The following is a 14,177-nucleotide window of genomic DNA, read 5'->3' as shown; positions in this document are numbered from 1 at the left end:
CGTCAGGCCAGGTGAGAGCGTCTCTCGGTCCCCTTCTTCGGGGGCAGGGCGCGTCGGGGCGTCAGGAACCAAACCGAGAAAACAAGGAGATGGCCATGGCCGTCGTAACGATGCGGGAGCTGCTGGAAAGCGGCGTCCACTTCGGTCACCAGACCCGTCGCTGGAACCCGAAGATGAAGCGCTTCATCTTCACCGAGCGCAACGGCATCTACATCATCGACCTGCTCCAGTCGCTGTCGTACATCGACCGCGCCTACGAGTTCGTGAAGGAGACCGTCGCGCACGGTGGCTCCATCATGTTCGTCGGTACCAAGAAGCAGGCGCAGGAAGCGATCGCCGAGCAGGCGACGCGCGTCGGCATGCCGTACGTCAACCAGCGCTGGCTCGGTGGCATGCTCACCAACTTCTCCACCGTCTACAAGCGCCTCCAGCGTCTGAAGGAGCTTGAGGCGATCGACTTCGAGGACGTCGCCGCCTCGGGTCTCACCAAGAAGGAGCTCCTGGTCCTCTCCCGCGAGAAGATCAAGCTGGAGAAGACCCTCGGTGGTATCCGCGAGATGTCGAAGGTCCCCAGCGCCGTCTGGATCGTCGACACCAAGAAGGAGCACATCGCCGTCGGTGAGGCGCGCAAGCTCCACATCCCGGTCGTCGCGATCCTCGACACCAACTGCGACCCCGACGAGGTCGACTACAAGATCCCGGGCAACGACGACGCGATCCGCTCCGTCACCCTGCTCACCCGCGTGATCGCCGACGCCGTCGCCGAGGGCCTCATCGCCCGTTCCGGCGCTGCGACCGGTGACTCGAAGCCGGGCGAGAAGGCCGCCGCCGAGCCGCTCGCCGAGTGGGAGCGCGACCTGCTCGAGGGCGAGAAGAAGGCCGACGAGCCGGCCGCCGAGGCCGCCCCGGCCGAGGCCGCTGTCGAGGCTCCGGCCGCCGAGGCCGAGGCCGAGACCGTCGTCGAGGCTCCGGCCGCCGACGCCGAGCAGGCCTGACCCACTGGGGGCGCCCGGCGTTCACGCGCCGGGCACTCACAGCACGGACGATGACGGCGGGGGAGCCGCGCCACGAGCGCGACTCCTCCGCCGCTCACCCTGGATCTACGACTTCGAGAGAGAATCCAAGACTCATGGCGAACTACACCGCCGCTGACGTCAAGAAGCTCCGCGAGCTCACCGGCGCCGGCATGCTGGACTGCAAGAACGCGCTCGTCGAGGCCGACGGCGACGTCGAGAAGGCCAACGAGATCCTGCGCGTCAAGGGCCTCAAGGGCGTTGCCAAGCGTGAGGGCCGCTCCGCCGAGAACGGCGCGGTCGCCTCCCTCATCGCCGCCGACAACACCTCCGGCGTGCTGCTCGAGCTCAAGTGCGAGACCGACTTCGTCGCGAAGAGCCCGAAGTTCCTCGCCGTCGCCGACGAGCTGGCCCAGCACGTGGCCGCCACCAACCCGGCGGACATCGAGGCGCTGCTCGCCTCCGAGATCAAGCCCGGCCAGACCGTGCAGGCGTTCGTGGACGAGGCCAACGCCAACCTCGGCGAGAAGATCGTCCTGGACCGCTTCGCGCAGTACCAGGGTGCCTTCGTCTCCGCGTACATGCACCGCACCATGCCCGACCTGCCCCCGCAGATCGGTGTCCTGGTCGAGCTGGACAAGGCCGACGCCGACCTGGCCAAGGGCATCGCCCAGCACATCGCCGCCTTCGCGCCGAAGTACCTCTCCAAGGAGGACGTCCCGGCCGAGGTCGTCGAGAGCGAGCGTCGCGTCGCCGAGGAGACCACCCGCGCGGAGGGCAAGCCCGAGGCTGCCCTGCCGAAGATCGTCGAGGGTCGCGTCAACGGCTTCTTCAAGGAAGCCACGCTCCTCGGCCAGCCGTACGCGCTGGACAACAAGAAGTCCGTCCAGAAGGTCCTGGACGAGGCCGGTGTCACCCTGGTGCGCTTCACCCGCATCAAGGTCGGCATCTGAGTCCGTCCGTACGCGACGGACACCGGACCCCGGTAGGGTCTGAAGCAGTCGTCCGCGCTCGCGCAGGGCGACCGCAGATCTGACGAGGAGGCCATTGCCGTAGAGGGAACCGCGAGGACCCACCGGCAATGGCCTTCTTCGTATGTGCACGAGGAGATCCCATGAATCAGGGCGTGGACCCCCACACCGCTTCCGACGACAAGAGCGACCACGACAAGAAGGGCCGCCGCTTCATGCTGAAGCTGTCGGGCGAGGCCTTCTCCGGCGGCGGCGGGCTGGGCGTCGACCCTGACGTCGTGCACGCCATCGCGCGTGAGATCGCTGCCGTGGTCCGTGACGGCGCGGAGATCGCGATCGTCATCGGCGGCGGCAACTTCTTCCGCGGCGCCGAGCTCCAGCAGCGCGGCATGGACCGTGCCCGTTCCGACTACATGGGCATGCTCGGCACGGTCATGAACTGCCTCGCCCTCCAGGACTTCCTGGAGAAGGAGGGCATCGACAGCCGCGTCCAGACCGCCATCACGATGGGCCAGGTCGCGGAGCCGTACATCCCGCTGCGTGCCGTGCGGCACCTGGAGAAGGGCCGCGTCGTCATCTTCGGCGCCGGCATGGGCATGCCGTACTTCTCCACCGACACCACGGCCGCCCAGCGCGCCCTGGAGATCGACGCGGAAGCCCTGCTCATGGGCAAGAACGGCGTCGACGGGGTCTACGACTCCGACCCGAAGACCAACCCCGACGCGGTGAAGTTCGACGCGCTGGAGTACAGCGAGGTGCTGTCCCGGGACCTCAAGGTCGCCGATGCCACCGCCATCACGCTGTGCCGCGACAACCGGCTTCCGATCCTGGTCTTCGAGCTCCTCGCCGAGGGCAATATCGCCCGCGCCGTCAAGGGTGAGAAGATCGGCACGCTCGTGAGCGACCAGGGCACCCGCGTCTGACCTCCGCCGCCGGGCCCGGCCCGCAGCGGACCGGCCCGGCCGGGCCGCCCCGCCTGAACCATCCAAATCTGACATGCAGGAGCACGTGGTGATCGAAGAAATCCTCCTCGAGGCCGAGGAGAAGATGGAGAAGGCCGTCGTCGTCGCCAAGGAAGACTTCGCCGCGATTCGCACGGGCCGTGCGCACCCGGCGATGTTCAACAAGATCGTGGCGGACTACTACGGTGCCATCACGCCCATCAACCAGCTCGCCTCCTTCGCGGTGCCCGAGCCGCGCATGGCCGTCGTGACGCCGTTCGACTCGTCCGCGCTGCGCAACATCGAGCAGGCCATCCGCGACTCCGACCTCGGCGTCAACCCGAGCAACGACGGCCGCATCATCCGGGTGACCTTCCCCGAGCTGACGCAGGAGCGCCGCAAGGAGTACGTCAAGGTCGCGCGCACCAAGGCCGAGGACTCCAAGGTCTCGATCCGCTCCATCCGCCGCAAGGCGAAGGACGCCCTCGACAAGCTCGTCAAGGACAAGGAGTCCGGCGAGGACGAGGTGCGCCGCGCGGAGAAGGAGCTCGACGACACCACCGCGAAGTACGTCACGCAGGTGGACGAGCTGCTCAAGCACAAGGAAGCCGAGCTCCTCGAAGTCTGATGAACGACTCTTCCTGGCAGCCGGAGCCCGTTCCGGCGGGTCCCGCATACGATGCGCAGGTGGGCCCGCAGACTCGGCCCATGCCCATCGTGCCCGATGCCGCCGGCCGTGACTTCGACGACCGGGAAGCACGCGATCGGGGGGTCGCCGCCTACAGCGGCCCCCTCTTCCGCGCCGAGACGCCGCCGCAGGAGCCCATGCCCAGCCCCCCGCCCCCGCCTTCCCAGGCACCCCAGGACGCCTCCCCGCCGCCGAAGAAGCGCGCGGGGCGGGACCTGCGGGCCGCCATAGGGGTCGGCGTCGGCCTCGGAGCGGTGATCTTCGCCTCGCTCTTCATCGTCAAGGCCGTGTTCGTCGGTGTCATCGTCGTCGCGGTCGTGGTCGGCCTGTGGGAGCTCACCTCCCGGCTCCAGGAGAAGAAGGGCATCAAGGCGCCCCTCGTACCGCTCGCGGTCGGTGGCGCCGCCATGGTCATCGCCGGATACGTCCGGGGGGCCGAGGGCGCCTGGGTGGCGATGGCGCTGACCGCCCTGGCGGTGCTGGTCTGGCGGATGACCGAGCCGCCCGAGGACTACCTCAAGGACGTCACGGCGGGCGTCTTCGCCGCGTTCTACGTGCCGTTCCTCGCCACCTTCGTGGTGATGCTGCTCACCGCCGACGACGGCCCCCAGCGGGTCGTGACCTTCCTGCTGCTGACCGTGGTCAGTGACACCGGGGCCTACGCCGTGGGCTGGCGCTTCGGCAAGACGAAGCTCGCGCCGCGCATCAGCCCCGGCAAGACCCGCGAGGGGCTGGTCGGCGCGGTGGCGTTCGCGATGGCGGCCGGCGCACTGTGCATGGAGTTCCTCATCGACGACGGTGTCTGGTGGCAGGGGCTGCTGCTGGGCCTGGCCGTCGCGGTCAGTGCCACCCTGGGCGACCTGGGCGAGTCCATGATCAAGCGGGACCTGGGCATCAAGGACATGGGCACCCTGCTGCCCGGGCACGGCGGCATCATGGACCGGCTCGACTCGCTGCTGCCGACCGCCCCGGTGGTGTGGCTGCTGCTGGCCGCGTTCGTCGGCACCGGCTGACACGGGCTCCCGGGGACCCGGTCCGCGGGCCGTTCCTCCGGAAAGCCCCTGCTGAGCAGGGGCGACGTACGTGCGAAGGCCTCGGGTGGGTCCGGGCGGTTACTCTTGGAAGGCGCGCTGCTTCTGCGGCGCGCCTTTCGTCTTACAAGGAGTACCCGCCATGGCCCGCCCCGTTCCGGGAGAGCTCACTTTCGTCGCCCCTCGCGGGGCGAAGAAGCCGCCCCGGCACCTCGCCGACATGACCCCGGCCGAACGCCGCGAGGCGGTCGCCGCGATCGGCGAGAAGCCGTTCCGGGCCAAGCAGCTCTCACAGCACTACTTCGCGCGCTACGCCCACGACCCCGCCGAGTGGACCGACATCCCGGCCGGCTCGCGGGAGAAGCTCCAGCAGGAGCTGCTGCCCGACCTGATGAGCGTCGTGCGGCACATCTCGTGCGACGACGACACCACCCGCAAGACCCTGTGGAAGCTGCACGACGGCACCCTCGTCGAGTCGGTGCTGATGCGCTACCCCGACCGGGTCACCATGTGCATCTCCTCCCAGGCCGGCTGCGGGATGAACTGCCCGTTCTGCGCCACGGGCCAGGCCGGGCTCGACCGGAACCTGTCGACCGCCGAGATCGTGCACCAGATCGTCGACGGCATGCGCGCCCTGCGCGACGGGGAGGTCCCCGGAGGCCCCGCCCGGCTCTCGAACATCGTCTTCATGGGCATGGGCGAACCGCTGGCCAACTACAACCGCGTCGTCGGCGCCATCCGCCGCCTGACCGACCCGGAGCCCGACGGCCTGGGCCTTTCGCAGCGCGGGATCACCGTCTCCACCGTCGGCCTGGTCCCGGCCATGCTGCGCTTCGCCGACGAGGGCTTCAAGTGCCGCCTCGCCGTCTCGCTGCACGCGCCCGACGACGAGCTGCGCGACACCCTGGTGCCGGTGAACACCCGCTGGAAGGTGCGCGAGGTGCTGGACGCGGCGTGGGAGTACGCCGAGAAGTCCGGTCGCCGGGTCTCGATCGAGTACGCCCTGATCCGCGACATCAACGACCAGGCCTGGCGAGGTGACCTGCTCGGCAGGCTGCTCAAGGGCAAGCGCGTGCACGTCAACCTCATCCCGCTGAACCCGACGCCCGGCTCGAAGTGGACCGCCTCGCGGCCCGAGGACGAGAAGGCGTTCGTCGAGGCGATCGCCCGGCACGGCGTGCCGGTGACCGTGCGCGACACCCGCGGCCAGGAGATCGACGGCGCGTGCGGGCAGCTCGCCGCGTCCGAGCGCTAGGACGGCCCGTTTTCCCGCGCGGGCCCGGCGTCGCGCGGGCCCGCACGGAGCCCGGTGGACTCTCCTGGGGGCCGAATCGGCCACGGGGTACCCTGTGGCCGAACCAATTGCATATTCCGACAGGGGAGCGCCACAGCGCTGAGAGTGCGGTAACCGTCATCCGCAGACCCTCTGAACCTCGCCCCGGTCATTCGGGGTAGGAAGTTCGGTCATTCACTCAAGCTGTTGCGCCCTGCCCGGCGACCGCTCCACCGAGCGCCGGGCGGGGCCGCGTCTTCTCCTGGACATCCCAGGAGGAATTCACCAGTGAGCACCACCAAGAAGTTCGCGGGCGCCCTGCTCGTGACGGCGCTGGGCGTCACCACGCTCGGCGCCTGTGGCGACGGCAAGGACAAGCCCGCGGCGGGCGCGAGCGGGGCGCCGAAGTCCAAGACCGTCACCCTCGTCTCCCACGACTCCTTCGCCGTGAGCGAGCCGGTCCTCAAGGAGTTCGAGCAGCAGAGCGGCTACACCGTCAAGGTACTCAAGTCCGGCGACGCCGGCGCCGCCCTCAACCAGGAGATCCTCACCAAGGGCTCGCCGCGCGGCGACGTCTTCTTCGGCGTGGACAACACGCTCCTCTCGCGCGCCCTCGACAACGGCATCTTCACGCCGTACGAGGCCAAGGGCCTGGCCGAGGTGAAGCCCGAGTTCGTGCTGGACGAGAAGCACCGGGTCACCCCGGTGGACTCCGGCGACATCTGCGTCAACTACGACAAGCAGTACTTCGCGGACAAGAAGCTCACCCCGCCGCAGACGCTGGACGACCTGATCAAGCCCGAGTACAAGAACCTGCTGGTCACCGAGAACGCCGCGACCTCCTCGCCCGGTCTCGGCTTCCTCCTCGCCTCCGTCGGCAAGTACGGCGACGCGGGCTGGAAGGACTACTGGAGCAAGCTCAAGGCCAACGGCGTCGAGGTCGTCGACGGCTGGGAGCAGGCCTACAACGAGCGGTTCTCCGGTTCCGCCGGAGGCAAGAAGGCCAAGGGCGACCGTCCGCTGGTCGTCTCCTACGCCTCCAGCCCGCCGGTCGAGGTCCTGTACGGCGAGCCGCAGCCGGCCGAGGCGCCCACGGGCGTCTCCACCGGCACCTGCTTCCGCCAGGTCGAGTTCGCGGGCCTGCTCAAGGGAGCGAAGAACGAGGCGGGCGGCAAGGCGCTCCTCGACTTCCTGGTGAGCAAGAAGTTCCAGGAGGACATGCCGCTCCAGATGTTCGTGAATCCGGTGGTCAAGGACGCCAAGCTGCCGGAACTGTTCACGAAGCACGGCGTGGTGATCGACAAGCCGGAGAACGTCGCGCCGGACACCATCGCCAAGAACCGTGAGCAGTGGGTCAAGGCATGGTCCTCGCTCGTCGTGAAGTAGTACGCGACTCCCCCCGAGAGGGCGTGCGGGCCACGGTCGTCAGGTTCGCCCTGATGGCCGTCCCGCTCGCCTTCTTCGGGCTGTTCTTCGCCTATCCCGTCGCCGCGATCGTCGGGCGCGGGCTCAAGACCGACGCGGGCTGGCAGTTCGGCCGCATCGGCGAGGTGCTCGCCCGGCCGGACATCGCCGGCGTGCTGTGGTTCACGACCTGGCAGGCGTTCGCCTCGACGGGGCTGACTTTGCTGATCGCGCTCCCCGGCGCGTACGCCTTCGCGCGCTTCGACTTCCCGGGCAAGGGTCTGCTGCGGGCGGTGGTCACCGTTCCGTTCGTACTGCCGACCGTGGTGGTCGGTACGGCCTTCCTCGCGCTGGTCGGCCGGAACGGGCTGCTGGACGAACTGTGGGGGATCCGGCTCGACACCACCGTCTGGGCGATCCTCCTCGCGCACGTCTTCTTCAACTACGCCGTCGTCGTGCGGACGGTCGGGGGGCTCTGGGCGCAGCTCGACCCGCGGCAGGAGGAGGCCGCGCGGGTGCTGGGCGCCGGGCGGTTCGCGGCGTGGCGCAGGGTGACGCTGCCCGCGCTGGCCCCGGCGGTGGCCGCGGCGGCGCTGATGGTGTTCCTGTTCACCTTCTCCTCCTTCGGCGTCGTGCAGATCCTGGGCGGCCCCTCGTACTCCACGCTGGAGGTGGAGGTCTACCGGCAGACCGCGCAGCTGCTGGACCTGCCGACGGCCGCCGTGCTGACCATGGTCCAGTTCGTCGCGATGGGGCTGGTCCTGGCCGTGCACGCCCGGACCGTGCGCCGCCGGGAGACCGCCCTGCGGCTGGTGGACCCCGGCCGGACCGCGCACCGGCCGCACGGGCCGGGGGAGCGGGTGCTGCTGGGCGGGGTGCTGCTGACGGTGGCGCTGCTGATCGTGCTCCCGCTCGGTGTGCTGGTGGAGCGCTCCCTCGACGCCCCCGGCGGGTACGGGCTCGGTTTCTACCGGGCACTGGAGGAGGCCGGCTCCGGGACGTTCCTCGTGCCGCCGCTGGAGTCGATCGGCAACTCGCTGGAGTACGCGCTGGCCGCGACGGCCATCGCCCTGGTGATCGGCGGGCTCGCGGCGGGAGCGCTCACCCGGCGCGCGGGGCGGTTCGTGCGCGGGTTCGATGCGCTGCTGATGCTGCCGCTCGGGGTGTCGGCGGTGACGGTGGGCTTCGGTTTCCTGATCACCCTGGACGAGCCGCCGCTGGACCTGCGGACCTCGTGGATCCTGGTACCGCTCGCACAGGCGCTGGTGGGCGTCCCGTTCGTCGTACGGACCATGCTGCCGGTGCTGCGCGCGGTGGACGGGCGGCTGCGGGAGGCGGCCGCGGTACTCGGGGCGTCGCCGTGGCGGGCGTGGCGGGAGGTGGACCTGCCGCTGGTGCGGCGGGCGCTGCTGATCGCGGCCGGGTTCGCATTCGCCGTGTCCCTGGGTGAGTTCGGGGCGACCGTCTTCATCGCACGCCCGGACCGGCCGACGCTGCCGGTGGCCGTGGCGCGGCTGCTGGGGCGGGCGGGGGAGATGAACTACGGGCAGGCGATGGCCCTGAGCACGATCTTGATGCTGGTGTGCGCGGTGTCCCTGCTGGTGCTGGAGCGGCTGCGGCCCGACGAGACCTCGGGAGAGTTCTGATGACGTTGCTCCGGTTGGAGGGGGTGTCGGTCCGCTTCGGCGGGCGGGCCGCCGTGGACCGCGTCGACCTGGAGGTCGCCGAGCACGAGACCGTGTGCGTACTGGGGCCGAGCGGCAGCGGCAAGTCCACGCTGCTGCGGGTGGTGGCCGGGCTCCAGCCGGTGTCCGGGGGGCGGGTGCTGCTGGACGGCGCGGACCAGGCCGGGGTGCCCGTGCACCGGCGGGGGGTGGGCCTGATGTTCCAGGACCACCAGCTGTTCCCGCACCGGGACGTGGGCGGGAACGTCGGGTTCGGGCTGCGGATGCGGGGCGCTGCGCGGGGCGCCGGGCGGGGTTCCTACGGGGACCGCGTCGCGGAGTTGCTGGAGCTGGTCGGGCTGCCCGGGGCGCAGGACCGGGCCGTGGCCTCCCTGTCCGGGGGCGAGCAGCAGCGGGTGGCGCTGGCCCGGGCGCTGGCGCCGTCGCCGAGGCTGCTGATGCTGGACGAGCCGCTGGGACAGCTGGACCGGGGGCTGCGGGAGCGGCTGGTGGTCGAGTTGCGGGGGCTGTTCGCCCGGCTGGGGACGACCGTGCTGGCCGTGACCCACGACCAGGGGGAGGCCTTCGCGCTGGCCGACCGGGTGGTGGTGATGCGGGACGGGCGGATCGCGCAGGCAGGGACCCCGCTGGAGGTCTGGCAGCGGCCGGCTTCGGAGTTCGTGGCGCGGTTCCTGGGCTTCGAGAACGTGGTGCCGGCGGTGGTGTCGGGCGGGGTCGCGGACACGGCGTGGGGCAAGGTCCCGGTGCCGGCCGGGACGCCGGAGGGGCCGCAGCGGCTGTTGGTCCGGCCCGCCGGGGTGACGCCGGGTGCGGACGGGCGGGGGCTCCGCTGCGAGGTGCTGTCCCGCACCTTCCGGGGCACGCACGTCGCGCTGCTGCTGCGGCCGGAGGCGGGGCCGGTGCTGGAAGCCGAGTGGGGGCTGGCCGGGGCGCCGGCGGTGGGGGACCGGGTCGCGGTGTCCTTCACGCCGTCGGAGGTGGTCGTCCTGCCGACGGCGTAGCCGCTGCGCGGGGCCTCGGTCCCCCCGCCCTTCTCCCGTTCGCCGGGCGCGGGCGCGGGCGCGGGCGGACCCGGGCCCGGATCCCGACCCGGGCCCGGACCCGGTCCTGGGGCGCCGGACGGGCTGAGCGGACCCGCGGCTCAGACGCCGGCGGGGACGGGTTCCTCCGCGGCGGGTTCCGCCGCGTCGTGGTTGCCGTACCAGGCCACCGCCACGGCGCCCGTCACCGCCAGGACGAAGCCCAGGGCCGCCAGCCAGGCGAGACCCGGGCGGGACGCGTCGCCCAGCCACAGCACGCCGATCGCGCCCGGCAGGACGGTCTCGCCGACCACCAGCGCGGCCGTGGCCCCGTTCACCGAACCGATCTGCAGCGCGACCGTGTGCAGGTACATGCCGCCGACGCCCGCCAGCACGATCGCGTACAGGGCCGGGTCGCCGAGGAGCCCTCCGAGCGAGAACGGCTCGATCCCGTCGAGGATCCGTACGCCGACTCCCAGCGCGCCGAAGGCGAGGCCCGACAACAGGCCCGCCAGGATCGCGGCCCGCGCGCCGAGGAGACGTACGGCCACCGTGCCGCCCACGATGATCAGCAGGGTGACCGCCAGCAGCCACCAGTGCGTGGACGTCGCCGCGTGGTGGCCGCCCTCGTGGCCCGCGGCCGTCGCCAGCAGCACCAGCGCCGCGCAGACGACCCCGATGGAGGTCCACTCCTTGCGCGAGAGCCGGATGCCCAGCAGCTTGACGCTCAGCACCGCGGTGATCACCAGGTTGGCGCTGATCACCGTCTGCGACAGGAACAGCGGAAGCAGCCGCGCGGCGAGCGCGCCCAGTCCGAAGCCCACGAAGTCCAGGACCGTGCCGACGATGAACTCCCAGGTCATCGCCGCTTTCGCGGTCGAGGACAGGTTGGGGCCGCCGTGCGCGGTCACCCCGGCGGCCGCCGCCGACGAGCGGGCCGCCCGCCGGGAACCCACGGCTTGCAGGACGGAGCCCGTGCCGTAGCAGAGGGACGCCGCGATGGCGGTCAGCAGTCCTATGAGCACCGGGGGCTCCGTTCACGTCTGGCAGATTTTGCGGTCTGATTACCTAAGGCAGACGTCGATACGGGCCGGGAAGTTGCCTCGGCCGGTCAGCTCATCGCGGCGAGCGCCGCCGGGACCTCGGACACCGATTCGACCAGGGCGATCTTCGACTCCATGGCGCGGCCGCGCGCCAGCGCCTGGAGCAGGGGCCAGGCGGGCAGCTGCTCGGTCCAGTGCCGGCGGTCGACCAGGACCATCGGCGTCGGCTCGCCGCGCGAGGAGTAGTAGTTCGGCGTCGCGTTGTCGAAGATCTCCTGCACCGTCCCGGCCGCTCCCGGCAGGAACACCACGCCCGCGTTCGAGCGCGCGAGCAGCCCGTCCTCGCGGGTGGCGTTCGCGAAGTACTTGGCTATGTGGCCGGCGAAGGCGTTCGGCGGCTCGTGCCCGTAGAACCAGGTCGGGATCCCCACCGAGTCACCGCCGGCGGGCCAGAGTTCCCGCACGGCGAAGGCGGCCCGCGCCCAGTCGGACACCGACGGCACGAAGGACGGTGCCTTGGCCAGCAGTGCCAGGGCCTCGGGGAGGATGTCGTCGGGGGCGGGGGCCAGGTAGGCGCCGAGGTTGGCCGCCTCCATCGCACCCGGGCCGCCGCCGGTGGCCACCGTCAGCCCGGACCGGGCCAGCGTGCGGCCGAGCTCGGCCGCGCCCCGGTAGTCGACGGCGCCGCGGGTCATGGCATGGCCGCCCATCACGCCGACCACCCGGGCGCCGGCGAGGTGCTCGTCGAGGGCGTCGGAGATCGCGTCGTCGTGGATGGAGCGCAGCATCGAGGACAGGACGTCGCCGTCCGACTTCGTCTCCTGCAACCAGGCGTACGCCTGCGCGTCCGGCGTGGCTTCGTAGCCCTGCGGCAGCCCGGCGAACAGCTCGTCGGCGGTGTAGAGCAGGCCCCGGTAGGGGTTGAAGGGCAGGTCCGGTACCGGCGGGAAGACCAGCGCGCCGTCGGCGCGCACCTTGGCCGCGGCGTCGGGTTCCATCGCGCAGCCCAGGAAGACGGTGGCCGAGGTGTCGGCGGACAGCAGGGCGAAGGTCCGCTCCAGCAGGTTGACCGACTGGATGCGGTAGCCGTTCAGCGAGCCCCGGGCGACGACCTGGTCGAATTCGGCGAGCGTCTCGATCTCGATGTCTGCGTTGACCATTCGGCCCACCCTAAGGGCTGGCCGGGTCAGCGGGTCAGCGCGAGCGACGTCAGTTGTGCCACACCCCAGCTGAGCGGTACGCACACCACGACCAGCGCGGAAGCCCGCAAAGTGGCGGCCGTACGCAGGACCGTGCCCGGCGCGCCGAGGCCGCTCAGGGTCGCGCGGGTGGCCGCCCGGGCCTGCCGGGACTCCACCGCCGATGTGAGAAGTGTCGCGGCCGCGCACAGCGCCACGAGCGCAGCGGCGGCCCCGGTCAGCGGGCCGAGCGGGGCGAAGACCGTGCCCCGCTCGCGCAGGGCCAGCGCCGTGAGGGCGGCCGCCCCGACCGCGCACAGCATCCCGAGGGGGCGGCCCAGCCGGGGGGCTTCCTCCTGGAGCGCCCGTCCGGCGAGCAGGCGCAGCGCGCCCGGGCGGACGGCCAGCACCAGGGTCCCGCAGGCGTAGGTCAGGCCCGGGCCGGCGAGGGCCAGCCCGAGCGCGATCAGCGCCCACCCGAACGGCAGCGCGGGGCTGCCCTGCCCGGCGTACGCCTGGAGGGCGAGTCCGCAGGCGCCCAGGGCGACCCCCCACGGCACCCCGGTCTGCGGCGAGAGCCCCGCCGCCGTCGGGCGCGGGCGCAGGATCAGGGCCGTCGCGGCGGAGGCGGCCACCGGGACCAGCGTCAGCAGGGTCAGCGCGGCCGCCACGGGGAGCGGCTGCTCGGCGTGCAGCAGCCCGGAGCCGGCCCCGTCGAAGGGCAGCCCCGACAGCTCGCCCCGCAGGTGGAGGAAGACGGCCAGGGCCAGGGCGCTGCCCAGGGTGCAGGCGACGGCGGTGGACACGGCCGCGGCCAGGGTGAGCCGCAGGGGACCCAGCCCGGCGGCGTCCATCCCCTCGCGGGGCCGGGTCGCGGGGTCGGTCCGGGCCACGGCGACCGCGAACTGGACGGTGGCGGCGAGCGGAACCAGCGCCCACAGCAGCCGAGGGAACGATCCGGCGGGCCGGGCAGTCGCCTCCGCGAGGACGTACAGCAGCAGGAACCCGGCGCAGGCCGAGGCGGCGGCGACGAGGAGCCGGCGCAGCTGGACCAGCGGGCCGGAGCCGCGGACTAGGCGGAGAGCGAGCACGCGGCCTGGTCCTCCGTGGTCTCGGCGGGACCGGCCGGGGCGGCGGCCCCGGCGGTACGGCCGTCGAGCAGGGCGAACCGGCGGTCGGCCACGGCCGCGCTCTCCTCGTCGTGGGTGGCGAGCAGCACGGTGATCTCGTGGGAGCGGGCCGCGGTGGTCAGCGTCCGCAGCAGCAGTGCCCGCTCGGCGCGGTGCAGCGGGGCCGTCGGCTCGTCGGCGAAGATCACCGCGGGCTCGTTGACCAGGGCCCGGGCCAGGGCGACGCGCTGCGCCTCGGCGCGGGTCAGCGCGCGGGGCCGCTTGCGGGCGAAGGCGGCGATGTCGAGCCGCTCCAGCCATTCGCAGGCGGTGTGCTTGGCGGTACGGTGCGAGGCGCCGGCGATCAGCAGGGGCAGGGCGGCGTTCTCCCACACCCTGAGCTCGGGCACGAGGTGCGGCTCGGGGCCGATCCAGCCGAACCGGTCCCGGCGCAGCCGTTCGCGGGCCAGGGCCCCCATGGTGTGGACGGGGACGCTGTTGAACCAGACCTCGCCCTGCTCCGGTTTGAGCGAGCCGGACAGGCAGCGCAGCAGCGTGGTCTTGCCGCTTCCGCGCGGGCCGGTCAGCGCCAGGATCTCGCCCTGGCGGACGCCGACGGAAACGCCGATGAGTCCGGGCGAGCCATCGTGGGAGTGGTGAAGGGACCGTGCCCACAAGACGTCATTGTCGGGCGGGGCATCGTCTGCGGGAGCCACCATGGCGTACACCTCCGTCCGGGGGAACGAAGCGGAGCCCCGTCGGTCACTGGCGCCGCAAGGAGATGTAAAGAGACGAACGGCCCGGATGGTGACAGCACACGGC

At 71.8% G+C, this 14,177-nt stretch carries 13 protein-coding genes; 9 read left to right on the top strand and 4 right to left on the bottom strand.

Going from position 1 to position 14,177, the window contains the following annotated elements; translation table 11 throughout:
- Positions 1–95 precede the first annotated feature (95 nt).
- From rpsB to OG861_RS09200, 9 genes are all read left to right on the top strand, one after another.
- The gene (gene rpsB, locus OG861_RS09240) at positions 96–995 is read left to right on the top strand and encodes a 30S ribosomal protein S2 (RefSeq protein WP_329198701.1); all 900 of its coding nucleotides are present in this window, start codon (positions 96–98) and stop codon (positions 993–995) included.
- A gap of 134 nt (positions 996–1,129) precedes the next feature.
- The gene (tsf, locus tag OG861_RS09235; protein ID WP_136213433.1) at positions 1,130–1,966 is read left to right on the top strand and encodes a translation elongation factor Ts; all 837 of its coding nucleotides are present in this window, start codon (positions 1,130–1,132) and stop codon (positions 1,964–1,966) included.
- Positions 1,967–2,127: 161 nt separating this feature from the next.
- Complete coding sequence (gene pyrH / locus OG861_RS09230) at positions 2,128–2,907, top strand: UMP kinase (protein ID WP_136213434.1); 780 nt, start codon at positions 2,128–2,130, stop codon at positions 2,905–2,907.
- A gap of 88 nt (positions 2,908–2,995) precedes the next feature.
- Positions 2,996–3,553 carry a ribosome recycling factor gene (frr, locus tag OG861_RS09225; RefSeq protein ID WP_329198704.1) on the top strand — a complete coding sequence of 186 codons (558 nt, stop codon included), beginning with the start codon at positions 2,996–2,998 and terminating at the stop codon, positions 3,551–3,553.
- Positions 3,553–4,626 carry a phosphatidate cytidylyltransferase gene (locus OG861_RS09220; protein WP_329198706.1) on the top strand — a complete coding sequence of 358 codons (1,074 nt, stop codon included), beginning with the start codon at positions 3,553–3,555 and terminating at the stop codon, positions 4,624–4,626. Before frr ends, OG861_RS09220 begins: the two co-directional genes overlap by 1 nt.
- A gap of 160 nt (positions 4,627–4,786) precedes the next feature.
- Positions 4,787–5,899, top strand: a complete 1,113-nt coding sequence (gene rlmN / locus OG861_RS09215; protein ID WP_136213436.1) for a 23S rRNA (adenine(2503)-C(2))-methyltransferase RlmN — start codon at positions 4,787–4,789, stop codon at positions 5,897–5,899.
- A gap of 306 nt (positions 5,900–6,205) precedes the next feature.
- Positions 6,206–7,303 carry a thiamine ABC transporter substrate-binding protein gene (locus OG861_RS09210; RefSeq protein ID WP_329198708.1) on the top strand — a complete coding sequence of 366 codons (1,098 nt, stop codon included), beginning with the start codon at positions 6,206–6,208 and terminating at the stop codon, positions 7,301–7,303.
- 53 nt (positions 7,304–7,356) lie between these two features.
- Positions 7,357–8,967, top strand: a complete 1,611-nt coding sequence (locus OG861_RS09205; protein ID WP_329202482.1) for an ABC transporter permease — start codon at positions 7,357–7,359, stop codon at positions 8,965–8,967.
- Positions 8,967–10,007, top strand: coding sequence for an ABC transporter ATP-binding protein (locus tag OG861_RS09200; protein WP_329198709.1), 1,041 nt, complete (start codon positions 8,967–8,969; stop codon positions 10,005–10,007). Before OG861_RS09205 ends, OG861_RS09200 begins: the two co-directional genes overlap by 1 nt.
- Before the next feature lie 140 nt (positions 10,008–10,147).
- On the opposite strand, the gene OG861_RS09195 is transcribed toward OG861_RS09200, so the two are convergent.
- The 4 genes from OG861_RS09195 to OG861_RS09180 all read right to left on the bottom strand — a co-directional run bounded on the left by OG861_RS09195 (position 10,148) and on the right by OG861_RS09180 (position 14,074).
- A complete protein-coding gene (locus OG861_RS09195; protein ID WP_329198711.1) occupies positions 10,148–11,050 on the bottom strand; it encodes a hypothetical protein in 903 nt (300 codons plus the stop codon).
- Positions 11,051–11,136: 86 nt separating this feature from the next.
- Positions 11,137–12,228, bottom strand: coding sequence for an LOG family protein (locus tag OG861_RS09190; RefSeq protein ID WP_329198712.1), 1,092 nt, complete (start codon positions 12,226–12,228; stop codon positions 11,137–11,139).
- 26 nt (positions 12,229–12,254) lie between these two features.
- Positions 12,255–13,337 carry a hypothetical protein gene (locus OG861_RS09185; protein ID WP_329198714.1) on the bottom strand — a complete coding sequence of 361 codons (1,083 nt, stop codon included), beginning with the start codon at positions 13,335–13,337 and terminating at the stop codon, positions 12,255–12,257.
- Positions 13,319–14,074: an ABC transporter ATP-binding protein gene (locus OG861_RS09180; protein WP_329198715.1), complete on the bottom strand. Its 756-nt coding sequence runs from the start codon at positions 14,072–14,074 to the stop codon at positions 13,319–13,321. The genes OG861_RS09185 and OG861_RS09180 overlap by 19 nt, the downstream gene beginning before the upstream one ends.
- Positions 14,075–14,177: the final 103 nt, after the last annotated feature.

Origin of the sequence: Streptomyces sp. NBC_00539 (genome assembly GCF_036346105.1) — a bacterium.
Taxonomy (GTDB): Bacteria; Actinomycetota; Actinomycetes; order Streptomycetales; family Streptomycetaceae; genus Streptomyces.
Note: the sequence above shows the minus strand (reverse complement) of the source record. Positions and strands in the feature narration are given on the sequence as shown.

Excerpts from the sequence above, each read along its gene's own strand:
- rpsB (WP_329198701.1), top strand. The coding sequence starts at position 96 with ATGGCCGTCGTAACGATGCGGGAGCTGCTGGAAAGCGGCGTCCACTTC.
- tsf (WP_136213433.1), top strand. The coding sequence starts at position 1,130 with ATGGCGAACTACACCGCCGCTGACGTCAAGAAGCTCCGCGAGCTCACC.
- pyrH (WP_136213434.1), top strand. The coding sequence starts at position 2,128 with ATGAATCAGGGCGTGGACCCCCACACCGCTTCCGACGACAAGAGCGAC.
- OG861_RS09220 (WP_329198706.1), top strand. The coding sequence starts at position 3,553 with ATGAACGACTCTTCCTGGCAGCCGGAGCCCGTTCCGGCGGGTCCCGCA.
- rlmN (WP_136213436.1), top strand. The coding sequence starts at position 4,787 with ATGGCCCGCCCCGTTCCGGGAGAGCTCACTTTCGTCGCCCCTCGCGGG.
- OG861_RS09205 (WP_329202482.1), top strand. The coding sequence starts at position 7,357 with ATGGCCGTCCCGCTCGCCTTCTTCGGGCTGTTCTTCGCCTATCCCGTC.
- OG861_RS09200 (WP_329198709.1), top strand. The coding sequence starts at position 8,967 with ATGACGTTGCTCCGGTTGGAGGGGGTGTCGGTCCGCTTCGGCGGGCGG.
- OG861_RS09190 (WP_329198712.1), bottom strand. The coding sequence starts at position 12,228 with ATGGTCAACGCAGACATCGAGATCGAGACGCTCGCCGAATTCGACCAG.
- OG861_RS09180 (WP_329198715.1), bottom strand. The coding sequence starts at position 14,074 with ATGGTGGCTCCCGCAGACGATGCCCCGCCCGACAATGACGTCTTGTGG.